This window comes from Chitinibacter fontanus, assembly GCF_013423785.1.
Classification (GTDB): Bacteria; Pseudomonadota; Gammaproteobacteria; order Burkholderiales; family Chitinibacteraceae; genus Chitinibacter; species Chitinibacter fontanus.
This window is the reverse complement of record NZ_CP058952.1, coordinates 1988045-2013519: the sequence shown is the minus strand read 5'-3', so window position 1 is coordinate 2013519 and position 25475 is coordinate 1988045. Positions and strand designations below refer to the sequence as shown.

The window sequence follows — 25475 nt, the reverse complement described above, 5'->3', positions numbered from 1 at the left end:
TCAACGCGGCGTAATGAGTGTCGCAAGCAGCTTAGCTTCTAACAGCGTCCAATCGGGCGCTGTTTCACTTTCTACAATCACTTCAAAGCGACTGTCGCGGCGATAGGCGCTCGGCGCTGCGCCCACCATACCCTCCACCCAGTCAAAGCGATACCAATCGCGCTCGGTTTGAAACACGCCTTTGGCCCGGCTCAATCCACTGAGCCCCAACTCGCTCGGCTGGCTCAATACCTCAAACAGCGCCGCCACTTTTGAACTGGAAAACAGCGTGTCTGGCGCAAAGATCCAACCACAGCTGTGCGAGCCTAAACTCGATTGTTGTTTACGCATCGGCCAAGCGGCAGGCTGAATTGGCTCAATCTCCGCACTGGTTTTACGGCGCGGCATCAGTCGGTGGGAATGCGTCTGAGCAATCGACTCGGGCGCATCAGACCAGCGCTCGGGGTGTAATTCCAGATCGAGTAACTCGGCAGCAAAAATGCCTTGTCGCGTGTGCGCCACCGCCAGCTTGGGTGGGAATTGTGCGGCGGCCATTTTTTCGGCGGCAGCAATTTGCTCTGCGTCGGCCAGATCGCATTTATTCAAAATCAGCACATCGGCCAGCTGCAGTTGATCGCGCCAGGTTTCGTGTGTGGTGTAGCGACTATCGTTCAAATGGCGCGGGTCAAGCAAGGTAATGATCGCGCGCAATTCAAATGCACTCGCCAGCATCGGGTCACGTAGCAAATCCACAATACCCGCCGGGTGTCCCAAGCCAGAAGGCTCAATTAGCAAGCGGTCTGGACGCATACCCCTTGCCAGTCTTGTGAGCGTCACACGTAATTGCGGGCTGGTGGTGCAGCAAATACAGCCACCGGGTACTTCAGCAACCTGCAAGCCCTCCCCTGCCGCCGACAAGCTGGCACCGTCGATACCGACTTCGCCAAACTCATTGACGACAATCGCCCAGTATTCATCGGCAGGCTTATTGGCGAGCAGATTCATCAAGGCGGTGGTTTTGCCAACGCCAAGAAAGCCGGTCACTATATTGACGGGGATAGCTACTTTTTTGCTCATTTCTTGCCACTTTATGTAACTCTGCAAAAGTTATCCAGCAAGGCACTGCAGCCGCAGACAGTACAATGAGTACGGCAAGGCGAGGTAACGATGCTGGAGAGCTTGTGCTTGTTTAGTTATTCTGCCGCCTTTGGTGCGGGCTTGTGCTCACGTTTTTTACTTTCATCGGTGTGCAGCAAACTCATTGCCGCGCCAGCTTGGCCTGCCAGCAGCTTGGGCAGCACCACCAGCGATTTCATCAGCGCGTCATCAATTAGCGCTTGCTCTTCTTTGCGCGGCGGCTTGAGCACGAAATTAGCCACTTCGGCCTTATTACCCGGATGACCAACGCCGATGCGCAGACGCCAGAAATTGGGCGTACCGAGATGCGCCTGAATATCGCGCAAACCATTGTGGCCGCCATGTCCACCACCTTGCTTGAGCTTGGCCAAGCCCGGCGCAATATCGAGCTCGTCGTGCACCACCAAGATTTCATCCGGCAAAATCTTATAAAACTGCGCCAAGGCCACCACCGCCAAACCACTGCGATTCATAAAGGTTTGCGGCTGTAGCAGCCAGACATCATGCCCAGCAATATTGACGCGCCCAATCAGGCCATGAAATTTGCTGTCGTGGCGCAGCATAATCTTGCCGTCGCGTGCGAGCTGATCGACCAGCCAAAAGCCCGCGTTATGCCGCGTGGCTTCATATTCAGCGCCAGGATTACCCAGCCCTACGATTAATTTGATTGCCATTGTACGAATCGATGCAGAAAAAAGTGTCGAACGAAATGATACCGTGTTTACCCGCCTAATCGGGCTTGAAATGAAAAAACCCCGCCAAAGCGGGGTTTTTCGTCAGGCAATGCCAAACAGGAAAAGGGATTAGCCTTTTGCGCCGTTGAGCATAGATACCGCCAAGTCCGCGCCACGTAGCAACGAAACCAGCTGTACGCCTTCTGGCAATACCAGGTCAGACAAGTGAACTGACAGGTTACCCACTGCCAAGTTGGCTTGGTCAACAGTGATGAACTCTGGCAATTTAGAAGCAACGCAACGTACCATTACTTCGTTCAAGATGTTGCTGATCGCGCCGCCTTGCAGTTTCACGCCCAGGCAAGTATCGCCGTTCACGAAGTGCAGTGGTACTTTCAACTCGATCACAGAATCAGCAGTTACGCGTTGGAAGTCAACGTGTTGTACTTGCTGTTTGAACGGGTGGTATTGAACTGCGCGCAACAAAACTTGCTCAGCAGCAGCGCCGTCAATCGACAGATTGATCAGAGCAGTGTGGAATTTTTCGTTTTGCAGCGTGTAGTACATGCTGTTGTGGTCCAAGCTGATTGCGGTTGGCTCAACAGAACCACCGTAAACGATACCTGGCAATTGACCGGCTTTACGCAGGCGGCGGCTCGCACCAGTGCCCTGCTTTGCGCGGCTTGTAGCATTTAATTCGAAAGTCATTTTAAAACTCCAGTTTGGAAATAAACATGCGCCCCCCGCGACCAGAGAAGCGCACGATTCGGGGTATAACCCCTGAATACTTTTACTGCAATGCCTGCAAGCATATACCCTCAGGCATTTAAAACTTAATCGACGAACAGGCTAGATACAGACTCTTCGTTGTTGATGCGACGCATGGTTTCAGCCAACAGACCCGCAATCGACACCACGCGGACACGACCGCTGGCTTGTGCTTCTTCTGACACCGGGATCGTATCGGTTACAACGACTTCATCCAAAGCCGATTGCAAGATACGCTCAACCGCTGCGCCCGAGAATACCGGGTGAGTCGCATAAGCCATGACCTTTTTAGCGCCAAATTTTTTCAACGCTTCAGCCGCTTTACACAGGGTATTGGCGGTGTCGATCATGTCATCGATGATGATACAGGTGCGATCTTTCACGTCACCGATAATGTGCATCACCTCGGCCACATTGGCTTTCGGACGACGCTTGTCGATGATGGCCATATCAACACCCAACTGTTTCGCCATCGCACGAGCACGCAATACGCCGCCCACGTCAGGAGAAACAATCATCAGGTCTTCATGGTTTTTCGCACGGATATCGGCGAGCAACACCGGTGTCGAATAAATATTATCCACCGGAATGTCGAAGAAGCCTTGGATCTGATCAGCGTGGACATCCACCGTCAACACGCGATCAACGCCAGCCACTTGCAGCATGTTCGCAACGATCTTGGCAGAAATCGGCACCCGAGCTGAGCGTGGACGGCGATCCTGACGTGCATAACCAAAGTATGGAATCGCGGCAGTAATACGGCCAGCAGAGGCGCGTTTTAATGCATCGACCATCAACATCATTTCCATGATGTTGTCGTTGGTAGGTACGCAAGTCGACTGCAAAACAAAAACGTCGCGACCACGCACGTTTTCGAGCAACTCAACCGTCACTTCGCCATCAGAGAAACGGCCAACAGTGGCACGCCCCAATGAAATATCGAGGTGATTTACTACACGTTCAGCAAGGCGCGGGTTAGCGTTGCCGGTAAATACCATGAGGCTGTCGTAAGCCATTTCCGTTTCCTGAAAAACGAAAAGCGTGTAACTTGTGATTACACGCTTTTCTTTTTATAGGTGGCAGGGGAAGAAGGATTCGAACCTTCGCATGTCGGAATCAAAATCCGATGCCTTAACCAACTTGGCGACTCCCCTAACGATACTGCGTCAAATCAATCTGATGCAAAATCGAGTAACTGGTGTTGACTCAGCGTTGAACTAACAAAACCGGTCATCTCTTTAGGAAGGCAGGATATTACGGCATTTGCACGATTTTGTGAAGCGTTTTTTTCAGCGCCATCAGCAATAAATTGGGCAAATACGCAACTACCAGATCCTGTCATTTTTGCTGGAGCATACTGGCTAAGCCATTGGATACATTCAGCAATCTGCGGAAATTTGCGCACCGCAACTGGTTCCAGATCGTTTTTTAATTCGACCTGATCAGCCCTTCCTTCAAGGAGCGCGACTTTAAGTGATGGCGTATCCCTTGTCAACTCTGGGTCGCCAAAAATCGCGGGGGTTGGCACATGCACGGGTGGATGCAGCACAACAAAATGAGCCACGGGCGTCTCGATTGGCGTCATGATTTCGCCAATACCTTCCACCAAGGCATTGCGCCCAAAAATGAAAAAAGGCACATCGGCACCAAGTTGCAAACCCAAGGTCATCAAGGCCTGACGCGATAAATTGAGCGACCATAAGCGATTCAATGCCAGCAATACCGTTGCAGCATCTGAACTGCCACCGCCCATCCCGCCGCCCATAGGCAACCGCTTTTCTACGCGAATATCGACTCCCAACTGCTGTTGAGTATGCCCTTGCAATAATCGGGCGGCACGCACAGTCAAATCGCTTTCAGCAGGGACATTCTCGATTGGGTTGTGGTGAATTACTTGACCGTCTTGACGCACTCGCAGCCAGATCGTGTCATGCGCATCGATCAACTGAAAAATCGATTCGAGTAAATGATAACCATCGGCACGTCGCCCAGTGATATGCAAAAACAAGTTCAGTTTGGCGGGCGCAGGGAAAGCGGCAAAACCTTGCGCATCAATTATGGGGGTGAAACTCATGGGCTTGATGTGATCCATTCATTAATCAAAATGCGGACTTTCAAATCGTCACGCAATAATTCAATACGATAAGGTTGCGGGCCATTGCGATAATCACTCGCGCTAATTCGCCAACCGTTTTGCAGCAGCACTTCCCCTTCCCGCGTGAAAGGCACATCAGGCCGCGCCTGACCCCGCAACCACCAGCGTAAGCCTGAAACAGGTAACTGCAAACCGGTTAGCTGCTGTAGCAAGGCTTCAGGATCTTCGGCCTGAGTGATCTGACCGGCCTGATTAAGCTGCGCAGAAATAATTTCATCGCCCTGATAGCGCAGTTGCAGCTCAGCCAGCACCGACCCAAATGGAGTTGCAAGGCTTAGCTGATCTTCATTTGGACTTGCGCGCCAAGCAAACTGCGCCGTATCCGATTGATTGCCTTGTCGAATATTGACTTTGCCGCTCGCAGAAAAACCCGCCTGTGGCGGCGCCAGTGGGGCTTGTGTACACGCAAGCAATAGCGCACTTACACCGACAATCAGACGCTTCCAGCTCATTTACAGGCCCAAGCGCTGGCGCACTTCCAACGCGACTTCATCATCTGGCTGAATAGCCAGCACTTCATCCAGAATTTGCTTCGCGCGAGCTTTATCACCTTTGGTCCATAAAATTTCGGCCAAATGAGCACCCACTTCCGCATCAGGCATCGCTAGATATGCTTTTTCCAACAACGCTAAAGCTTCGCTCAATTTACCTTGTTTAAACCGCAACCAACCGAGCGAGTCGAGAATAACTGGGTTTTCGGGCTGCTGCGCATACGCCTTAACAAGATAGGTATCTGCCTCTGCATAACGATTGGTGCGATTCGCCAAGATATACCCCAAGGCGTTCTGGCCATTCACACTCTCAGGCTGCATAGCCAAAAACTGCCGTAAATCGGCTTCGGCACCAGCCGTATCGCCCGCCAAATCAAGATAGAGCGAACGGTCATAGTACAACTCAGCCTCTTGTGGCAATCGAGCAATGGCTTCCGTTAATGTGGCAACGGCCCGGCTAAGGTCTTTGCGTTCCCGCCAAACCTGCGCCTCAATCTGGGCCTTATCAATCTGCTCCTGCGTCGTTGTTACAGGCAATGCCCGCAGCGCTTGATCCGCCTTGCTCTGCTGACCAAGCTTGGCATATAAGCGCGGCAAGCGTTGGGCTGATTGTGCTTTGCGATCCCCCTCAGCTTTGCCATACCACTCGATTGCCAATGCATACTGGTGACGCTGCTCAGCAAGCTGCCCTAGATAAGGCGCCAAATGCCCCGCACTTTTCGGGTTAAGCTGCACCGAACGCGTCAGGTATTGCTGCGCCTTAGCAACTTCATTTAATTGCATCGCAATCAGGCCTGCCCCTACTAGCGCCTCGAGCTGATTTGGGTCACGCGCTAATACCGACTCATAATATTGCCCTGCTTGCTGGTACTGAGCGGTATCGGCCGCAATCCGTGCTTGCGCCAGAGTAATTTGACTCGACATTGGATTGGCTTTGGCGGCTGCGGCCAGCAAATCCAAAGATGCAGCGTCTTTACCGTCATTCAATTGCACCTTATACAGCACCGCGGGTTCCCACAGGGGACGCAGTTTCAGCGCGGCATCAAGCTCTTGTTGCGCCAAATCTGGCTGCTGAGCATTGCTATACGCGACCGCACGGGCAAAATGCGCCTCAGGCATCGGTGCATAGGCCTCAGTCAGGCGCAACGTCAACTGCAGTACCGCTTCACGATCAACGTCTTTACCCCACAGTTGGTGCATTTGCACAAAGAAAGGCGCCACCTCCTGCGGCTTCGCCGCAAACATCGCGTTTAAGTGCACTTCGGCATCAGCAATACGCCCGTTGCGCAATAATAAGCTGATCATTAACTGACGGGCAGGCAGCGCCTGCGGCGCGGCGGCAGTCCAAATTTCGGTCGCATCTTGCGCTAGAGCCAATTGGCCGGAAGCCACCGAAAGCTGCGCAGCACGTTGCGCTACGCGAGGATCTTTTGTTCGACGAGCCAAATCCACCCATGCCTCTGCGGCAAGGGGCAGATTTCCGCGCTGTGCAGCTACATCGCCAATCAAGAACCGCATCACTAGCTCATCATCCAACGCAAGCTTGGGTAGGCTAGATGGATCATATTCGGGAGCAGGCTCTGCCGCACTTGGCGCACTAGTCACTGCAGAAGCGGTAGGCGCGCTAGCGCCCGGCGGGGTTGCGCAAGCAGTAAGGCCTAACAGAAGCGAAGCAAAAAGAGCCGAAGTGCGCAAGGTCATAAATGATCCAATCAGTAAGCTGAAGGCAATAGAATGCCGATATTAGGTAAACTAGGGATTAAAGTCCAACTTCAAGCGATTGACCATGCCCGAATTACCCGAAGTAGAAACCACACGCCGCGGGATTCAAGATCATTTAGCGCAGGCCAAGATTAAGGAAATCATAGTCCGCAACCCACGTTTGCGCTGGCCGGTACCAAGCGATTTAAATGAACTAATCTCTGAGCAGACCATATTATCCGTGCGGCGCCGCGCCAAATATTTATTGCTAGAGCTTGGTACAGGCACCATTTTGATTCACTTGGGCATGTCGGGTAGCTTGCGGGTACTCACAGAAGCCTTTCCCGCAGAAAAGCATGATCACATTGACCTAGTGTTACACAACGGTACCCGATTGCGTTATCGCGATCCACGGCGTTTTGGCGCTTGGCTGTGGATTACAGGCAACCCGCTTCAACACAGCCTATTGAGTACTCTGGGACCGGAACCCTTAACTGCCGAATTTAATCCCAAGTATTTAGCGCAACGTCTAGTGAACAAACGCACTGCTATCAAACAATTGATCATGGATAATCAATTGGTGGTTGGCGTAGGTAATATTTATGCCTCCGAATCGCTATTTCGCGCCCGTATCAACCCCAACACCCCCGGCACAACCCTATCGGCCGAGCAAATCAGCTCGCTTTGTACCGAAATCAAAGCTACGCTGAGCGAAGCAATCGCTGCTGGAGGTAGCACATTGAGGGACTACGTCGATAGTGATGGCAAGGCCGGCTACTTCATGATTAACAGCTTTGTATATGGCCGCACAGGCCAACCGTGTCGCGTTTGTGGTACGCCCATTTGCTCAATTCGGCAGGGGCAGCGTGCAACTTTCTTTTGTCCGCACTGCCAAGATTGACAAGCGACTGTGCAAGCGGCATAAATCAATGTACGAAGAAGGCTTACCCAAAGCCACGCAGACTACGCGCACCGCGTAAGGGGACAAGAATGAGTACCGAATACCTGCACCAACAAGAGGTCGCCGCCAACGACCATTTAGTTGCCAATTTCCAAGCCTATAGCGCATGGCGCGGCAACTTGACCCATTCGATTGCTCAGCTTTCTCGCTGGTTAACCGATCAAGACCTGAATGATTCGCAAACCGCACTGCGTATCCAAGGCATGATCGACCGCCTGAAAGAAGACAAGCTTAATATTGCTTTTGTCGCCGAATTTTCTCGTGGCAAATCCGAATTAATCAATGCGATTTTCTTTGCCCATTATGGCAAGCGCATTTTGCCCTCAAGCGCAGGTCGCACCACGATGTGCCCTACCGAGCTGTTGTACGATGGTAGCAAAGCCCCTTGCTTGCAGTTGCTCCCCATCGAAACGCGCGCAGATAACGTCACCACCATTGAATATCGCCGTTATCAAGACGAATGGCACACCATTGCACTCGACATCGACGATGCTGACTCGATGCAGGAAGCCTTCAAGGAAATCGGCCGCACGCAACGAGTTAATGTCGAAACAGCTAAAAAATTTGGCCTGTTCGATGAAACCGATCCCGATCAAGTCGTGGCGCTTGATGCTAACGGCGAGGTTGAAATTCCGTGCTGGCGTCATGCCATCATCAATTTCCCGCATCCTTTGCTGGAACAAGGCTTAGTAATTCTGGATACCCCAGGCCTGAACGCCATAGGTACCGAGCCGGAGTTGACACTCAATCTATTGCCGAATGCACATGCGATTCTGTTCATTTTGGCCGCCGACACGGGCGTCACCAAATCGGACATCGAAGTATGGCGCAACCATATTGTGCGTAACCAGAGTGGCAAACGCGGCCGTCTGGTCGTCCTCAATAAAATCGACGGCCTGTGGGATGACCTAAAATCACACCAAGAAATTGAAGCCGAGATCAGTAAACAGGTTAAAACCACCGCAGAGCTGCTTGCGATGCCGGCCTCTCAGGTTTATCCAGTCTCAGCGCAAAAAGCCTTGGTAGCCAAAGTGCAGAATGATGATGCACTACTAAGCAAATCTCGTTTAATTGCACTCGAAACGGCACTCTCGGAAGACTTACTCCCTGGCAAACAAGATATTGTGCGTGACGCCAGCCAAAGTGAAGTTGAAGATGTGGTAACTGCAGTGCGCGCGATCTTGCAGGCTCGCCAAGATGGCGTCAAAGAACAGCTCTCTGAACTCACTGGTCTGCGCGGCAAAAATCAAGACGTCATTGCCCAGATGATGGACAAGGTTCAGCTCGACAAAAAACAATTTGAACAAGGGCTGGTGCGTTTTCAAGCTTTACGCTCGGTATTCACTCAGCAAACTAATAAATTGTTCTCGTTGCTCGGCAAGGATGCACTTAAAGCCGAAATTGACCGCATTCGCGACCAAATGGAGCGTAGTTTGTTCTCATTTGGCGATGGCGGTCTATCGGCCACGATGGATAAATTCTTTGTCGATGTGAATGCTTCAATCTCAAAATCTGCCGAACAAGTTGCCGAAATTCAGGCCATGATGGCAGCGATGTATAAAAAGTTCAGCGAAGAACACGGTCTAGGCACTGCAACACCACCACCATTCTCAACGTTGAAATATCACAAAGAGTTGGCGCGTCTGGAAAAATCGTTCCGCGAGCATTTCAACACCGTCGGCAATCTGCTGACGACCAGCCGTGGCCGTTTGACACACAAATTCTTTGAAACCGTCGCCAGCCGCGTGGTGTATGTGTTTGAAGTCGCTAACCGTGACGTCGAAAATTGGCTCAAAGCGGTGATGGCGCCAATGGAAACGCAAGTGCGCGAGCACCAATTGCAATTGCGCCGCCGACTGGAATCCATCAAACGCATTCACAAAGCCACCGACACTTTGGAAGATCGTATCCAAGAACTTGAGGAAATGCAGCGCCAGCTAGCCGAGCAGATCGGTGAGCTCAATGCGCAACTACGCGGAGTCTATACTGCACTGCATGCCAATATGGATCGCAAAGCAGCATAATCTGCTGGCAGCCCCACCCAAATATAACGCCGCCTTGTGCGGCGTTTTTTCTAGCCAAACCGGCAGCCCCCAGCCAACACGAAGGGCTGGTAATTACTTACTTGCCCAGCGCTAAAGTCGGCGCTCATAATCAGGCGATACCGATTTAGAGCCGAGAATTCAGAATGACCAACGATATTGTGTTAGAAATTTGCGCAGGCTCAGTAACTTCTTGCCTTGCCGCTCAGGAAGGTGGGGCACACCGGGTTGAATTTTGTGACAATCTGCTTGAAGGCGGCACCACCCCATCATTCGGCCAGCTTGCCGCCGCGCGTGATCGGTTGTGGATTACACTGAATGCGATTATTCGGCCCCGTGGCGGCGATTTTCTCTATTCCGAGCTGGAATTTGAAGTAATGGAACGCGATGTTTTAGCCTGCCGCAAGATAGGGGTGGATGGTATTGTTATCGGGCTATTAAACCAAGATGGCTCTATCGACATACCCCGCACTAAACGGTTAGTTGAATTGGCCGGCACCATGCCTGTCACCTTCCATCGCGCCTTTGATGTCGCCCGCGACCCACAGCAAGCGCTAGAGGACATTATCAGCACCGGCTGCACGCGCCTACTCTCCAGCGGCCAAGCCGCCACGGCACTGGAAGGCGCGGCACTGCTCAAACAATTGCAGCAACAAGCCGGTGATCGCTTGATTGTGATGCCCGGCGCCGGGGTGCGCGTCAATAATATTGGCGAGCTGGTGCAAAAAACGGGTTGCAGAGAGTTTCATAGCTCAGGTCGGGCACCATTTCCGAGCGGCATGAATTATCGCAACCCAGCAGTCAAAATGGGCGCGCCCGGCCAGGATGAATACAGCCTGATAGAAACCGATGTCAATTTAGTGCGCGAACTTCTGCATAACGCCCGTCACCACACAGAATAATTACGCGAAAACAATAAATAACTTTCTTTTTTTCCCGGAATTTGATTTACATTTGGTGCTCAAATTTAGCGGTCTTTCGCTTGAGAAGAACCCCATGTCACCTCTGCAAACCCTTTCGCGGACTACAGGCTTGGCGGGCGGTATCCAACTGGATATCGCTCGGGCGCAAGCCCATCAGCAGGCTCAGCAATTTATCCTCCGACTTGAATACCTTCCCACACCAGTATATCCCGCCAATTCTGCACTGAGCTTAGCGGCAGCCCTGACAGCGAAGCACCGCGATCGAGCTGGGCTCTCATACACCCCCAGCGACCCTAGCCACACCCGTTCTGCCAGCAACAATATCAATGAACAGCGCTACCCCGATGATCCAAGGAGACGTTATGGTTAAGCCAAAAAGAAAAATCGCCATCACCTGCCAAGGTGGCGGTAGCCAGACGGCGTTTACGGCTGGCGCATTAAAAGCACTGTATGACGCAGGCTTTGAAGACCACTACCAATTAGTCAGCATCACCGGCACTTCGGGTGGCGCACTATGTGCCACGCTGCTGTGGTACGCGCTGTTAAAGGGGGATCAATATCTGCCACAGCGCATGCTCGATTTCTGGGCGGACAATACCGCGCAATCCGCTGCCGAAGCACAATTTAACCATTACGTGGTCGAATCGATCCGCGCAGTCAATCGTGGGCAAGTGCCCCAATTTAATTTGAGCCCTTACTCGCCACTGATGCAAATGATGTCGAGTATGAGTACATCGAATTTACGTCCCAATTTCACCGATTTTCGTGGCTTACTAGCGGATCATATCGATTTTGATGAACTCGCACGCCTTGGCCCTCAACCGCAACTGCCAGCATTGATTTTAGGCGCGGCCGAAGTGCTCACCGGCACTTTGGCTAAATTTAACTCACGCACCGAGGCAATTCGCATCGAGCATATTCTGGCCTCATGCGCCGTACCAAATATTTTTGAAGCGGTTGAATTTGATGGCCAAGCTTACTGGGATGGTCTATTTTCCGACAATCCACCAATCGATGAAGTCATCAAACCCGAGATGGTCGGCATGGAAAATCTGCCCGAAGAAATCTGGGTGATTAAAATCAACCCCAATGGTTGCAGCGAAGTACCGAAAACCCCGGAAGCGATTTCAGACCGGCGCAATGAGCTAATCGGTAATGTGTCGCTGTTTCAGCAGCTGACCAGTATTCGCACGCTCAATGAGTTATTGCTAAAAGACGCCTTTAAACCAGAGTTTTTAGCCTCGCGCGGCATCAAAGCGCCAGTTTTGTTACCCAAGTGTTTAAGCAGCGATGAAGTGCGCCCTTACCATATTCCATTTATTGAAATGTCGGAAGAAATGCAAAAAACACTCGATTACGAAAGCAAGCTCGATCGCAGCAGTGAGAATATTACTCGCCTGATGGCCGACGGTGAAAAACAAGCGCAGCAGTTTATTCAAGCACGCATCGCCAGCTTGAGAGATGCCCAATAGTAAAGGGTATATCTTTACTCATTTAAAAAATAAAGGGGTATAGCAATATACCCCTTTATCTATTCCAAACATTAAATCACTGCAATCTGCCGCCCTTCCGCTGCGCTCTGGCGCGCCAGATCGAGCAGCCACATCACATCACGCGCTTCGCTGGCAGGCACTGGGTTGGCCGCACGCCCCCAGATCGCATCACGAATCCCCGCGTAGTAGGCCGCATAGTCACCAGCAGGCAAAGCCTGCTGCTCACTACTGATCTGATCGTTTTCGCTGCGATATAGCGTCGCATAGCGTGAGTCATGCCCCCAATCAACACGGTCAGGACGGGAGCCGGCCTTGAGCCAGCTTTCCTGCAAATCCAACCCTTCAACCGCATAGGCCGCCTCGGTGCCCTGCACCAGAAAGCGCGGCGTACCGCCGTGCACTAGGGTACTGGCCGATAACACCGCCCGCATTGCTGGGTAATGCAGCACCACCTGAAAATCATCAACCGCTTGCGCACCTTCTCGACGCAGTGCCAGATCTGCACTGATACGCTCAGGCAACCCAAACAATTGCAGGGCCTGATCGAGCAAATGGGGGCCGAGGTCATACCACAGCCCCGCGCCAGCCACATCCGACTCACGCCAGCGCTGGCGTACTTGCGGGCGGAAACGATCAAAGTTGGAGTTAAACTGCACCACGCGGCCCAGTGCCTTACGCGCTAGCAGCGATTTAAGATGCAGAAAGTCGTTATCCCAGCGGCGATTGTGAAATACCGATAATAATTTTCCCGCCTCTTCAGCGCGTTGAACCAGATCATCGGCTTCACGCAAATCAAGCGTGAACGGCTTATCAATCACCACATGCTTGCCTGCTGCCAGTGCAGCCCGTGCGAGGGGGTAATGGGTGTCGTTGGGCGTCGCAATCACCACCAGATCGAGCCCCGGATGCGTAATCAGGCGATCAGGCTCGGTTTTCACCACCATATCAGGCCAATCAGCGATCACATCAGCTGGACGTGAAGTGGCTATCGCAGTCAGTTTTAGGCCAGCAGTGGCATCAATTAATGGCGCGTGAAAGGTCTTGGCCGCATAGCCATAAGCAATCAAGCCCACGCGCAAACTAGGTTCAGTAATCAACACTGCAGCCCTTAAATATTCAAATTTGACTTTATAACGAAATCATCCTCGGCTGTCTGTAAGGTATTTACTTACAAGTACGCAGATTCCGATAATTGGTTATTCCCACCAAGCCATGCATCACACCAACACTTGGCGCACTTCAACAAAGAAGCGTTGAATCAATTGCTCGATGCGTGGATCAGTTAAGGCAGCGGGCCTGCGCCCATGGGGACATGGCAAACTGGGCGTCGTGCCAAATAAACGGCAAATCAAAGGTCGCTCGGTATAAACCGTACAGCCTTGCTCAGCTAAATGCGGGCAATTATATTCTTCCAGCGCTTTGGCACGCACAGTTGCAGAGACACGGGGTAAGCGGGAAATTTCTTCACTGGACGTAGTGACCGGGCCGCAACAATCATGGCAGCCTGGTATGCAATCAAACTGTGGAATTTGCGTACGCAAAAAACGAATCTGGTCGCGCTGCTCAAACATTGCTTGATCTCCTCCACAACATATCTACGTGGGGAATGCCATCTTCATCATATTGATCAGAGACAGTCACAAATCCATGGCGGCCGTAATATGCCTGTAAATGCGCCTGAGCGCCAATACGATTAGCCAGACCAGGGTATTGCTCACTAGCACCGATTAAACCTTGTTTAATTAGCATATGCCCCACCCCTGTACCTCGGGCAAAGCCTGCGGTAATTACTCGACCCAATGAGGGCTCGGCAAATTTCAAACCAGGGGGCACCAAACGTAAACAGGCGGCAATCCGTTCTCCATCCCAGCCAAGTAAATGCGAGGACACCAAATCGAGCTCATCTATATCTGGATAAGCACACTTCTGCTCGACTACAAACACATCCTGCCTTAAACGCAGATATTGAAAGAGGGTCAAGGCATCAAAATCGGCAAAACGATACCAGCGCCATTGCAGCGTCATAAGCAGATCCGCACTCTAAGCCAAAGCGCTCTATTCTAATCGGCAAAACAGATTACTGGGCCGGAAAATGCGGCACCCTTATTCCAAGGCGCGAGTTGATTCTGGCAAGCGCTCAGGCGCGATCCTAGGCAAAGTAATAACAAACTCGGCCCCCAAGCCCAGCGCACTATGCACCTCAATGGTTCCACCCAGTACGGAATGCACGATGTTATAAACAATATTTAAGCCCAGACCAGAACCGCCCTGCCCCAGTTTAGTGGTAAAGAAAGGCTCAAAAATATGCGCGAGATGTTCAGGCTTAATACCGACCCCATTATCGCGGACACTCAAGCGGATAGTCTGCTCATCAACTGGCTGCGCTTCTATCATGACCAATCCGGCCTCCATCCCAACAAAGGCATGCGTTTCCGCATTGGCAATCAGATTATTGAGTACCTGTACCAGCGCCCCCGGAAAACTATCCAACACTAAATCGGGGGCCAGATTAGATTTAAGCTTATCGTCGCCGTACAGCACCCCCATGGTTTGCATGACTTGCAACACCAGTTCGGCCAGATCAAAACGCCGCCGCTGATCGCTGGTTTGATCAACGGCAACCTGTTTGAAGCTGCTCACCAATTGGGCCGCCTGCTCCAAGTTGCGCATCAAAATTTGCAGCCCTTGTTCGGTAACATTGACATATTCAGCCAGCACGGTTTTACGTAAGGTCTGGGCGCTCATGTGCTCGGCAAGCTCACGGTTTTTCTCTTGTAGTGTTGAGCTCATAGTGACACTTACCCCGATTGGCGTATTGAGCTCATGTGCAACCCCTGCGACCAGCGAGCCCAAAGCGGCCATCTTCTCGGATTCCACCAACATCTTCTGGGTATTTTTCAGCTGCAAAATGGTTTGCTGTAGCACCTCATTGGCTTCACGCAATTCGCTGGTACGCAGCGCGACGGTGTGCTCCAAATGGGCAGAATGGCCTTGTACTTCGGTCAAATACGCAGCTCGCTCCTGTGCCGTCGCGGCTACCTGACTGAATGCACCTTGCCAGGCATTAGGCACTTGCGGCATTTCCACATGCGGATCAGCTTGTAAGCGGCGCAGAAAATCTACCAACCGCAAAGCGGGCAGCGCGAAGAAATACGAAATAGCCCATGCTGCGCCCAGCAATAATGCCAGCAGCCCCAACAACACAAACGGGGTATTCGCCACCTGCTTGGCTTTGGCTTGCTCCAATTCCAGTTCGGAAAAATACACCAGCAAATGCCACTGGCTACCCTGCAAAGGCAACACCAGCCAACGCCATTGACCATTACCTTGCAACGATTTCTTCTGCGCCAAGATGCTGGCTAAAGGTAATTGCGTCAAAGTGGCAGGCAAGACATTATTGGCTTTCAAAATATCTTTGCTTTCCATTACTTGCCCAGCATCATCGGCCAAGACATGGCCGAGTGAATCCACCACCAAGGCGTGCCCTAGATAGCTAGCATCAGTTTTAAGCACTTCAGAGAACATGCGCAAGGTGACATCCGTACCCAGCACGCCAACGTATTCATCCTGTAAATACTGGGGACGTAGCAAACTAACCATTGCACCTTTCCCACCGGCATCGTAATACGGCTGGGTCCAGCGGCTTTCGCGCTGCGGGTTGCGATTTGGCGACATCATTTGCACTGGCTTGGTACCGCCAGCATCCATCACCACTTTCAACATTTCGTCGATCGTTTTGGTGCCTGTGGCCTGCATCAACTCCTTTTCGGCAATAAACGGATAAATGCTGGAGAAGTCTTCCCGTGGCGAGTAGTAATACGACCATTGAAAAAAAGGATGCGCCTGATGCGCCGCGTGCATTGCAGGAAATAGCGCCATCGCAGCTGCGATTTCTTTGGTCAGCGTGGCTTGCTTGGGTGCGCTGGAGCTGACATACAGCTCACCAAAACGCTCGCGCCACCACGGGTCCAGCTTGGAACCCACTAGACCCCCCGCGCCAGTGCGTCGCACGCCAAATTGCGATAGATGCTGCCAAACAGCATCATCCACACCCAACTCTGGGCGAGCCATTGCATCGGTAAATTGCAGACTAAGGCGTTGTAAATGGCTGGTAGCTACATTGATAACCTGCTCAAAAGCTAGCTGCTGCTGCATAGAATGCGATTCCACCGCAGCCAACAGACGCGACTCCTCGACGGATTCAATATGATGTTTGTACATCCATAATGCCGCCAATACTGGCACGACAATTGCACACAAGAAAATCAGAAAATGCCGCTGCAAGCGGCGCAATTGCAACTCGGAGCGTTGAGACTCAACAGCCAAACCGGCACCCATAATCCGCTCCTTTTACCTTGCTGCAAGCACGTTGCAATATAGTCCACCTAGCTTCAATACCAAACTAATTGACGGTTTGTGCTGACGGTCTGGCAATAAAAAACCCCAGACCGTAGTCTGGGGTTTTTATAAGCTTAATGTGATTAGCCGCCGATGCGTTCGCGCCATTTAGCCACTTGCACCAAGACTTGGAATGGCGCAGTACCGCCAACGTGATTACGCGCATCGAGCGAGCCTTGCAATGTGAGCACTTGCTGCACGTCGTCTTCGATCAATGGCGAGAATGATTTCAGCTCAACCAGCGTCAGATCAGCCAAGTCTTTTTTCTTCTCTTCGGCATAACGCACAGCCAGCGCTACGGCTTCGTGCGCATCGCGGAATGGCAAGCCACGTTTCACCAGATAATCGGCCAAGTCAGTCGCGGTCGCAAAACCTTGTTTCGCTGCGCGTTCCATCGCTTCTGGCTTCACGGTAATACCGCGCATCATGTCAGCGTAAATGCGCAATGTGTCGGTCAGTGTATCAACCGTATCAAACAGGCCTTCTTTATCTTCCTGATTGTCTTTGTTGTAGGCCAGCGGCTGGCCTTTCATCAGCGTGAGCAAGGCCACCAAATGGCCATTCACGCGACCCGTTTTACCGCGCACTAATTCAGGTACGTCCGGGTTTTTCTTTTGCGGCATGATCGATGAGCCGGTGCAGAAGCGATCGGCGATATCGATAAAGCCGTAGCGTGGGCTCATCCACAAAATCAATTCTTCCGACAAGCGCGACAGGTGCGTCATGATCAGCGCGCCGGCGGCGGTAAATTCGATCGCAAAGTCACGATCTGAAACGGCGTCGAGCGAGTTTTCGCAGATGCCTTCAAAACCGAGCAATTTAGCGGTGATCGTGCGATCAATTGGGAAAGTCGTACCGGCCAGTGCTGCCGAGCCCAAAGGCATGCGGTTCACGCGTTTACGCGCATCAGCCAGACGCTCAGCGTCACGGCCCAGCATTTCAACGTAAGCGAGCATGTGGTGGCCAAAGGTCACCGGCTGCGCCACTTGCAAATGGGTGAAGCCAGGCATCACCGTGCTGGCATTTTTCTCGGCCAGATCCACCAGCGAGCGCTGTAAATCGCGCACCAAACCGAGCAAAACATCAATCGCACCGCGCAAATACAGACGGATATCGGTGGCCACTTGGTCATTACGTGAACGGCCAGTGTGCAGGCGCTTACCAGCGTCGCCGATTTTATCGGTCAGGCGGCGCTCGATATTCATGTGTACGTCTTCTAAATCCAGACTCCACTCAAAACGGCCGGCGCGAATATCGTCGAGGATATCGGCCATGCCGCCTTGGATCGCACGCAAATCTTCATCGGATAATACGCCCACTTGATTGAGCATACCGGCATGTGCCAATGAGCCCTGAATGTCGACTTCGGCCATGCGGTTATCAAAAAAGACCGAAGCGGTATAGCGTTTAACTAGCTCAGACACAGGCTCGTTAAAACGGCCAGACCAGGTTTTATTGGCGGAATCAGACATTGCAAGGTTTCCGAGAATGGATAAGAAAAACAGCAGCGATTATACGGGAAAACTGCAATAAGGCGCAGAGTATATGCCCCAACGCTAGGCCGCTCAGGTGCAAAGCCAATACAAAGCTTGCACCGCAGCCTGATGTGCATCAAAGCATGCCGCAACAACCCCGCAGCCAACCGGTTTGAGTGGCAAGATGGTAGCCATCACTAGGAATAATTATGCACATCGAAGCACTGAATGATTGGGCCGCCATCGAGCCATTTTTACCATTGATCGGTTACGCCGAATACACGGCTTATGATCACCAGCGCGCCGAGCATCAACAATGGCTGACCACCAAAATCCAACGACAGCTATTTTGCGGGGTGCAATTTTTTGGCGCTCGCAATGCCGCTGGCGCACCCGCCGGTGCGATTTCGGTCTGGCTGGAAACCCGCCCAAGCGATCTGTGTGGCGGTTGGCAAAGCGCCGAAATTCAACAAGTCGCGGTAAGCCCACAACATCAACGGCAAGGGCTGGGCTCGCAATTGCTGCACACAGTTGAAAACTGGCTGGCGGGGAAAAACGTCTATTGCCTGTACTTATCCACCTACCCTGCCGATTTTGATGTCATCGCGTTTTACGGGAAAAATGGCTATTTGCCGAGCGGCTGCTTGCCCGACGTGTATGGCCCCGGCTTGGAAGGCAAACTATTTCTGCGTAAGGTGCTCACAGCATAAGTCACGGGTATTGCCACACAGGGCAATACCCACAAAGCTCAGCACGCAATACTCATCAATCCTGTTTATTCAGAATTTGCAACTCAGCCTCGGTCAAGAAACGCCACTCGCCTTCTTCCAAATCCAGATCGGCCAATTGCAAATTGCCAATCGCAGTGCGACTCAGTGCGGCACAATGGTTGCCAGCCGCCGCCAGCATGCGCTTAACCTGATGATATTTGCCTTGCTCGAGCACGATCTCGATCTGATGATCGCCGCGTTTTACCGCCGACACAGCGGCGATGGGCTCGTCCTCATCAATCAGCTTCACACCAGCCAGCAGATCGGCGACCAGCTTGTCGGTCACTGGCTCGGCAGTCGTTGCCAGATAGGTTTTGGGCTGATGACGCTTGGGCGAGCTTTGTGCGTAAATAAACGCACCATCGTCCGACAACAGCAACATGCCAGTGGTATCGTGATCGAGTCGCCCGACCGGCTGCACATCGCGCCATTCCATGTTTTCGGGGAACAGCGTCAACACTGCCGGATGGTGTGTGGGCTTGCGCGAGCATTCGTAGCCGCTAGGTTTATTAAGCACCAGATAGACTTTTTCGCGGTATTCCCACTCTTCGTCAAACACCGTAAATTGCAAGCCTTCGGGATCGAACTCGGTCTTCCATTTGGTCACCAGCTCGCCATTGACTTTGACCTCGCCTTCTTCGATCAAATCCCGACAGCCTTTGCGCGAGCCAAAGCCCTGACTTTGTAAAATACGATCGAGTGAGGTTTTTTTCATAATCCGGCCTTTTGCATGCAATGTTCTTCGCGAAGGCCGATATTGTAATTGGAGCAAGCAGTCTGTGCGCGCAATTTCACACTTGCAGCGCCAATCGGCTGCTATAAGCAGAAATACAGATACTCCTGCGGCACATCTCCAGCTAAAATTGCAGCGGCTATAGTAGAAATAGCCCTAAAGATCAAAGCCCCAGAACAACATAAGGTTAACCCGTGCCGCTCCACAGAGCACTTTCGATTGCTACACTCAGCCTGCTGGCGCTTAGCGCCCATGCTGCAGAAGTTTTGCGTGTGCTCGCTTGGCCAGGTTACGCCGAGCCGGAACAAGTGCGGCAATTTGAAGCAAAGTTTAATGCGCGGGTTGAGCTAACGCTGGTAGGCGCGGATGACGAGCTGTGGTTACGCGCCAGTAAAAATCATGGCCAAAATTATGATGTTTTGGCTCTAAATACAGCCATCTTGCAAACTTTCATTGATCAAGGTTTGGCAGTCCCCATCCAACGCACGCAAATCCCGAATCTAAAGAAGCAGTTGCCCCGTTTTCACAAAATTACTGCGCTATCACGCGATGGTCAGCTGTATGCGGTGCCCTACACCTACTCTGAAATGGGCCTTATTTATAACCGCAAGCTGGTCAAGACACCGCCTAAATCCATGAGCGAGATGTGGAATCCACAATACCGCGATAAAGTACTGGCCTTTAATGGCAGTGCGCACAATTTCAGCGTAGCCGCCATGCAATTGGGCTACCCAAATCCGTTCCGCCTCAGCCCGCAGCAAATCGCCAATACCACGCGAAAACTGGTCGATCTGCGGCAAAATGTTTTCAAGTTCTACAATACGCCGGAAGAAGTGGTCGATTTATATCGCACCAATTCCATTGCGCTGATTTATGCCAATTATGGCGGACAGCAAATCGCTTTACTCAAAAAAGCCGGTGCTGATATTGGCTATGTGATTCCGAACGAAGGTGCTCTGGCCTGGCTCGATTGCTGGGCGATTCTGCCTGGTGCCAAAAATTTGAATCTGGCGCACGCGTGGATCAACTTTACCTTGGGCAAGGAAATGAGCCAGCAGTTGGTAAACCAGCAAGGTTTGAACAACACGACTCAGGAATCCGTTAATAACGCCGACAACCATAAAATCATCTGGCTCGAGCCGGTAGAAAATGCGGCCGAACGCGCCAATCTGTGGGCTCGAATTGTCGGTGGGCACAAAAAATAAAGCCGAGCAGATTACACGCTTTGCAAATAACAGAAACTGCTGGATCTATCATGCACCTGATTGAATGTACGTTTGAGCGGCATGCTGCCGCAATTCTGGCTATTTTTAACGATGCAATTGCGCATTCCACAGCCCTGTACGATTACCGAGCCCGCAATATGGATCAAATGGAAAGCTGGTTTGCGGCCAAACAACTAGGTGATTTTCCAGTGATCGGTTTTGAACACAACAACGGCAGCTTAATGGGCTTTGCAAGCTATGGGCCGTTTCGAGCTTTTCCAGCCTTCAAATACACCGTGGAACACGCTATTTATGTCGATAGTGCATTTCGTGGCCAAGGCTTGGGTGAGCAGCTATTGCAGCAATTGATATTACGCGCGCAAGCACAGCAAAAGCACACCATGATCGGTGCTATTGATACGAGCAATGAAGGTAGTATTTCACTACACAAGAAGCTAGGCTTTGTCTGCAATGGCATACTCCCCCAGGTTGGCTTCAAATTTGGCCACTGGCTTGATTTGGCGCTCTACCAAAAAACCCTGCAAACGCCCGAACACCCGATTGATGGATAGGCATTCACCATGACTCAAGCGCGTCGCAGCTGGCACCCGAAAAAGCTCGCCAATACCAAATGGACCGCAGTTCAGCCACAAAATCGTGAAAAGCACTTTATCGTCGTGCAGGTGACGCTGAACGTAGACGATGCGCAAAAAGTTGAACACGTCACGCTCGAAGCCGTGCTCAGCAAACGCCATTTCACTTTGCACTGGAGCGAGCTAGCCGACGAAACCCAATGGCGCAGCGGCTGGCGCTGAACGAGGCGGCATTATTACCGACTGCGCTGCCGGTAAGCTCAGGCAAAATGGCGTTTTAATTGGCTGCCGGACGAGCGATGCTGCGACTTTTCACGCTATTATTTTGTTTACTCAGCACCATGGCTCATGCCGTTGAGCTGGAAACCTCGCCCGCGATGGCCAAAGCATTTGGCGAGCGTACTGGCACTTTTGTGCTGTATGACATCAGCCAACAACGCTGGATTGGGCATAACCCTGAGCGCGCAGCGCAACGATTCTCGCCGGCCTCCACCTTCAAAATCCCCAATAGCCTGATCGGTCTGGAAACCGGCGCTGTCAGCAGTGTTGACGAGGTGTTTTATCACCATGATGGCCAGCCCAAATACCTAAAAAGCTGGGAACACGATATGGGGCTGCGCGAAGCGATTAAGGTGTCTAATTTGCCCGCTTATCAGCAGCTGGCACGCAAAGTGGGCGCGGTTGAAATGCAGCGCCAACTCAGCCGGCTGCAATACGGCAATGCCAACATTGGTAATGCAGTTGACCAATTCTGGATTAATGGCTCATTGCAAATCAGCGCGATAGAACAAAGCCAATTTTTAGCCAAACTTGCACAAGGTAAACTGCCGTTTTCGGCCAAAGGGCAGGCCGCGGTACGCGAAATTAGTGAGCTGGAACGCGGTAAAGATTGGGTGTTGTATGGCAAAACCGGCTGGACCGGCAGCAAGCCACCATCAATTGGCTGGTTTGTCGGCTGGGTTGAGCAAGGCGGGAAAATCTATAGCTTTGCGCTGAATATGGATGTGCCCGATGCAAAAGATTTGCCGCTGCGGCTAGAGATTGCCAAGGCGAATCTACGGCTATATGGACTACTCAAGTAAATGGGGTATTTCTTTCTAAGTCATTTTAAACATGAGCTAGAAAGAAATACCCCATAGAAAACTAAATCATGGCAATCAATTAACCGCGGCTAGTTACTACCAGCAAATGGTAGCCAAATTGTGTTTTTACCGGGCCTTGTACTTCGTTCAGTGGCGCGCTGAAAACCACTTTATCAAATTCTGGCACCATCATGCCTGGGCCAAACGAGCCCAATGCGCCGCCTTGTGCGCCCGACGGGCAGCTTGAATGCTCTTTGGCAACAGCCGCGAAATCTGCACCAGCAGCAATTTGCTCTTTCAGAGCGATACATTGTGCTTCAGTGCTAACAAGCAAGTGGCTGGCAGTGGCTTGAACCATGGGAAACTCCAATTTTAAACAATAAAAAAGGCGACTATTGCATCGCCTACTGCTACTTAGGTCGTGGCCGCGGTGTGATTTTTCAAGCGAGCCCGAGCGAATTAGTCGAGAAATTCATCCACTTCGGTGGCTGGGTCAAAATGATGCAGTAACAAGCAATCTTCCCAGCCATCATCGCCCTGCGCAATCGCCATCGTGGCGCGCTGCAATTGAAACGCAAGCAAAGAGTTTTGGTAAATCCGTTCCTTGCATTCATGCCAGAGCGCGGCCAGATCATTGGTTTTGTATTCAAAATTGATAAATGCGCCGTTTTCATTGCCTTCGGTGACGCGATGGCCGGTCACCAGCGGCTGCTCGGCAAAGGCCGCTAGCGCAGCACGCGCTTTGGCTTCGTCCAGTGTGGGCACTAAATGCGGTTGCAGCTGAATCAATAAAATACGGGTTGCCATAAGCACGAGCCTACTTAATGAATAAAAGTCAGGGCTATTTTACGCAGATTCACCCGCCGATGACGCAAGATCTTGCCGCCAATGTAGCCGAGCGGGCACCCACACCGATTGCACACTCTGGCCAGCGAGCAGCGCCACAATTCGATCCAAGCTGTGACGCGCCAGTTGTGCGCTGTCTTGCACCACAGTATTGATCGGGCGTGGCATACAATCGAGCAGGCTATGATCGTCAAAACTCATCAAATAACGCGGCGCGGTTTTAAAGCGATCGTGCTTATTCATAAATTCCAATGCGCCCTCCAGCAATGAAATCGACGCGACAAACAGCGCCTCGGGATAGCGCCCGAGCTGTTCATAACACTCATTCATCATCGCAAAACCACTGTGCTGATGGTAATCGCGATGCTTGATCAGGGCCGGATTAGCCTCCAAGCCTTGTGCTTGCCAAGCTTGTTGAAAACCAGCCAAACGATCCACACTGGGCGATAAATCACGCAAACCACCAAAATAGGCGATCTCTCGCACACCTTGCGCCAAGGTACGGCTGATTAACTCACATACAGGCGTTTCGGCATCGGTCACCACAAACGGGAGCTGACTGCCAATCACCCGCCGATCAACCAGCACCAGCGGCATCCGCTTGGCCCATTTGGCGTAGAGCTTGGCATTATTGGTACAGGGAACCAGCATCAGGCCATCAACTTGCCGCGCCAGTAGTTGCTCAACGGCTTTGACTTCCATTTCGGCATCGTCATTGCTGCTGACCACAAACAACTGAAAACCCGCTTCACGACAAATTGGCTCCAGCATTTGTGCCAACATCGCATGGGCAAAGTTAGTTAGCTCAGGAATCACCAAGCCCAGCGTACCGCTGCGCCGCGAGCGTAATAACCGCGCCGAAGCTGAGGGCTGAAAATGATGCTCAGCCGCCACCTGCTGCACACGAGCGACCGTTGCCGCGGCAATCCTATATTGCTCGGCGCGGCCATTCAAAATCATGCTGGCAGTGGTTTTTGATACCCCTGCCAATTCGGCAATATCGGCAATCGTTAAGCGTTGATAGGCACTCATGCCTGCTCCAAATAAAAAAGCCGGTGCCAACAATCTCGTGGCACCGGCTGTCGATCTCAGTCGATAACCGTGCTTATTGTTTTACCAGATCCAAAGGCACGGGGATAAATTTATCGACGGCCTCACCTTTGCCTAATTTGATCGCGGTATCTACGCCCATTTTACCGATTAGCTCAGGTTTTTGTTGCACCGTTGCCGCCAGTTGACCAGCTTTAACCGCTTTTACCGCATCTGGTGTGGCATCAAAACCCACCACCACGACATTTTTCAGGCCAGCCGCTTCGATCGCTTTAAATGCGCCCAAGGCCATTTCGTCGTTATGTGCAAATACGCCTTTAACGTCTTTATTGCCTTGCAGGATATTTTCCATTACCGACAAGCCTTTAGCACGGTCAAAATCAGCCGCTTGTTTGGCGACTAGTTTGAGGTCTGCTTTGCCATCAACGATAGCGTGGAAGCCTTGGCCACGTTCACGCGCGGCCGATGAGCCCGGGATGCCTTCCAGCTCAACGATATTGCCTTTGCCGCCGATTTTTTCCATTAAGAACTCAGCAGCCATTTTGCCACCCGCTACGTTATCCGAAGCAATGTGGGCACTCACTTCAGCGCCATTCACGCTACGATCGAGCGATACCACTTTAATCCCAGCTTTAACGGCTTCTTTTACTACACCAGCTACCGCATCCGAATCAGCAGGGTTGATCAAAATCACCTGCACTTTTTTCTGGATCAAATCTTCGATGTTCGAGATTTGTTTGGCTGAATCATCCTGCGCATCAACGGTGATCAACTTCACGCCCTGCGCTTTGGCCTCGGCATCTGCGCCATCACGCAAAGCGACAAAGAACGGGTTATTTTGGGTTGAAATAGCCAAGCCCACACTGAGCTGACCAGCAACAGCGGTCGGCTCAACCGCAACTTGCGTGTCTGGGCCTTGCTTTGAACATGCGATCAGCCCTGTAGCCAACAGACCAATCAATAGTGGTGAAAGTACGCGTTTCATATCTGACTCCAATC

The 25475-nt window shown here is 51.8% G+C and carries 27 protein-coding genes and 1 tRNA gene; 10 read left to right on the top strand and 18 right to left on the bottom strand.

Annotated features, from left to right (window positions below; all coding sequences use genetic code 11):
* From HZU75_RS09465 to HZU75_RS09430, 8 genes are all read right to left on the bottom strand, one after another.
* Positions 1-1056 (bottom strand): CobW family GTP-binding protein, encoded by a 1056-nt coding sequence (locus tag HZU75_RS09465; RefSeq protein ID WP_180305849.1) that lies wholly within the window; start codon positions 1054-1056, stop codon positions 1-3.
* Positions 1057-1172: 116 nt separating this feature from the next.
* Positions 1173-1790, bottom strand: a complete 618-nt coding sequence (pth, locus tag HZU75_RS09460; RefSeq protein WP_180305848.1) for an aminoacyl-tRNA hydrolase — start codon at positions 1788-1790, stop codon at positions 1173-1175.
* A 129-nt stretch (positions 1791-1919) separates the two neighbouring features.
* Positions 1920-2498, bottom strand: coding sequence for a 50S ribosomal protein L25/general stress protein Ctc (locus HZU75_RS09455; RefSeq protein ID WP_180305847.1), 579 nt, complete (start codon positions 2496-2498; stop codon positions 1920-1922).
* A gap of 125 nt (positions 2499-2623) precedes the next feature.
* Positions 2624-3574, bottom strand: a complete 951-nt coding sequence (locus tag HZU75_RS09450) for a ribose-phosphate pyrophosphokinase (RefSeq protein WP_157315062.1) — start codon at positions 3572-3574, stop codon at positions 2624-2626.
* A gap of 61 nt (positions 3575-3635) precedes the next feature.
* Positions 3636-3712 (bottom strand) — tRNA-Gln (locus HZU75_RS09445).
* A 17-nt stretch (positions 3713-3729) separates the two neighbouring features.
* Positions 3730-4632, bottom strand: coding sequence for a 4-(cytidine 5'-diphospho)-2-C-methyl-D-erythritol kinase (ispE, locus tag HZU75_RS09440; protein WP_180305846.1), 903 nt, complete (start codon positions 4630-4632; stop codon positions 3730-3732).
* Positions 4629-5165: a lipoprotein insertase outer membrane protein LolB gene (gene lolB / locus HZU75_RS09435; RefSeq protein ID WP_180305845.1), complete on the bottom strand. Its 537-nt coding sequence runs from the start codon at positions 5163-5165 to the stop codon at positions 4629-4631. The genes ispE and lolB overlap by 4 nt, the downstream gene beginning before the upstream one ends.
* Positions 5166-6905: a tetratricopeptide repeat protein gene (locus HZU75_RS09430; RefSeq protein ID WP_180305844.1), complete on the bottom strand. Its 1740-nt coding sequence runs from the start codon at positions 6903-6905 to the stop codon at positions 5166-5168.
* 85 nt (positions 6906-6990) lie between these two features.
* Here HZU75_RS09430 and mutM point away from each other — a divergent pair, with 85 nt between their 5' ends.
* The 5 genes from mutM to HZU75_RS09405 all read left to right on the top strand — a co-directional run bounded on the left by mutM (position 6991) and on the right by HZU75_RS09405 (position 12303).
* On the top strand, positions 6991-7806 hold the full coding sequence (gene mutM / locus HZU75_RS09425; protein ID WP_180305843.1) for a bifunctional DNA-formamidopyrimidine glycosylase/DNA-(apurinic or apyrimidinic site) lyase: 816 nt from the start codon (positions 6991-6993) through the stop codon (positions 7804-7806).
* A gap of 89 nt (positions 7807-7895) precedes the next feature.
* On the top strand, positions 7896-9890 hold the full coding sequence (locus tag HZU75_RS09420) for a dynamin family protein (RefSeq protein WP_180305842.1): 1995 nt from the start codon (positions 7896-7898) through the stop codon (positions 9888-9890).
* Between the two features lie 164 nt (positions 9891-10054).
* On the top strand, positions 10055-10810 hold the full coding sequence (locus HZU75_RS09415) for a copper homeostasis protein CutC (RefSeq protein WP_180305841.1): 756 nt from the start codon (positions 10055-10057) through the stop codon (positions 10808-10810).
* Between the two features lie 94 nt (positions 10811-10904).
* Positions 10905-11201 (top strand): hypothetical protein, encoded by a 297-nt coding sequence (locus HZU75_RS09410; protein ID WP_180305840.1) that lies wholly within the window; start codon positions 10905-10907, stop codon positions 11199-11201.
* Entirely contained in the window at positions 11194-12303 is a 1110-nt protein-coding gene (locus HZU75_RS09405; protein ID WP_180305839.1) for a patatin-like phospholipase family protein, read from the top strand. The genes HZU75_RS09410 and HZU75_RS09405 overlap by 8 nt, the downstream gene beginning before the upstream one ends.
* Before the next feature lie 71 nt (positions 12304-12374).
* Here the strand turns inward: HZU75_RS09405 and HZU75_RS09400 are convergent, their stop codons facing one another.
* The 5 genes from HZU75_RS09400 to argH form a co-directional block, all read right to left on the bottom strand.
* A complete protein-coding gene (locus tag HZU75_RS09400) occupies positions 12375-13424 on the bottom strand; it encodes an oxidoreductase (protein WP_265575725.1) in 1050 nt (349 codons plus the stop codon).
* Positions 13425-13541: 117 nt separating this feature from the next.
* Entirely contained in the window at positions 13542-13895 is a 354-nt protein-coding gene (locus HZU75_RS09395) for a YkgJ family cysteine cluster protein (protein WP_180305838.1), read from the bottom strand.
* Entirely contained in the window at positions 13888-14349 is a 462-nt protein-coding gene (locus tag HZU75_RS09390; RefSeq protein ID WP_180305837.1) for a GNAT family N-acetyltransferase, read from the bottom strand. Before HZU75_RS09390 ends, HZU75_RS09395 begins: the two co-directional genes overlap by 8 nt.
* Before the next feature lie 78 nt (positions 14350-14427).
* Complete coding sequence (locus HZU75_RS09385; RefSeq protein ID WP_180305836.1) at positions 14428-16662, bottom strand: ATP-binding protein; 2235 nt, start codon at positions 16660-16662, stop codon at positions 14428-14430.
* A 143-nt stretch (positions 16663-16805) separates the two neighbouring features.
* The gene (argH, locus tag HZU75_RS09380; protein WP_180305835.1) at positions 16806-18194 is read right to left on the bottom strand and encodes an argininosuccinate lyase; all 1389 of its coding nucleotides are present in this window, start codon (positions 18192-18194) and stop codon (positions 16806-16808) included.
* 212 nt (positions 18195-18406) lie between these two features.
* Between argH and HZU75_RS09375 the strand changes: the two genes are divergently transcribed.
* Positions 18407-18907 carry a GNAT family N-acetyltransferase gene (locus tag HZU75_RS09375; RefSeq protein ID WP_180305834.1) on the top strand — a complete coding sequence of 167 codons (501 nt, stop codon included), beginning with the start codon at positions 18407-18409 and terminating at the stop codon, positions 18905-18907.
* 55 nt (positions 18908-18962) lie between these two features.
* Here HZU75_RS09375 and HZU75_RS09370 read toward each other — a convergent pair whose 3' ends face one another.
* On the bottom strand, positions 18963-19682 hold the full coding sequence (locus tag HZU75_RS09370; protein ID WP_180305833.1) for a pseudouridine synthase: 720 nt from the start codon (positions 19680-19682) through the stop codon (positions 18963-18965).
* Positions 19683-19894: 212 nt separating this feature from the next.
* Here HZU75_RS09370 and HZU75_RS09365 point away from each other — a divergent pair, with 212 nt between their 5' ends.
* From HZU75_RS09365 to blaOXA, 4 genes are all read left to right on the top strand, one after another.
* Entirely contained in the window at positions 19895-20905 is a 1011-nt protein-coding gene (locus tag HZU75_RS09365) for an extracellular solute-binding protein (RefSeq protein WP_180305832.1), read from the top strand.
* A gap of 50 nt (positions 20906-20955) precedes the next feature.
* Positions 20956-21477, top strand: coding sequence for a GNAT family N-acetyltransferase (locus HZU75_RS09360; RefSeq protein WP_180305831.1), 522 nt, complete (start codon positions 20956-20958; stop codon positions 21475-21477).
* A 9-nt stretch (positions 21478-21486) separates the two neighbouring features.
* Positions 21487-21720, top strand: a complete 234-nt coding sequence (locus tag HZU75_RS09355; protein ID WP_180305830.1) for a TIGR02450 family Trp-rich protein — start codon at positions 21487-21489, stop codon at positions 21718-21720.
* 77 nt (positions 21721-21797) lie between these two features.
* Complete coding sequence (gene blaOXA, locus HZU75_RS09350) at positions 21798-22580, top strand: class D beta-lactamase (RefSeq protein ID WP_180305829.1); 783 nt, start codon at positions 21798-21800, stop codon at positions 22578-22580.
* 79 nt (positions 22581-22659) lie between these two features.
* Here blaOXA and HZU75_RS09345 read toward each other — a convergent pair whose 3' ends face one another.
* The 4 genes from HZU75_RS09345 to rbsB form a co-directional block, all read right to left on the bottom strand.
* A complete protein-coding gene (locus tag HZU75_RS09345) occupies positions 22660-22938 on the bottom strand; it encodes a peptidylprolyl isomerase (protein ID WP_157315046.1) in 279 nt (92 codons plus the stop codon).
* A gap of 101 nt (positions 22939-23039) precedes the next feature.
* Positions 23040-23387: a hypothetical protein gene (locus HZU75_RS09340; RefSeq protein WP_180305828.1), complete on the bottom strand. Its 348-nt coding sequence runs from the start codon at positions 23385-23387 to the stop codon at positions 23040-23042.
* Between the two features lie 39 nt (positions 23388-23426).
* A complete protein-coding gene (locus HZU75_RS09335; protein ID WP_180305827.1) occupies positions 23427-24458 on the bottom strand; it encodes a substrate-binding domain-containing protein in 1032 nt (343 codons plus the stop codon).
* Between the two features lie 73 nt (positions 24459-24531).
* Positions 24532-25461: a ribose ABC transporter substrate-binding protein RbsB gene (gene rbsB / locus HZU75_RS09330; RefSeq protein ID WP_180305826.1), complete on the bottom strand. Its 930-nt coding sequence runs from the start codon at positions 25459-25461 to the stop codon at positions 24532-24534.
* Positions 25462-25475 lie beyond the last annotated feature (14 nt).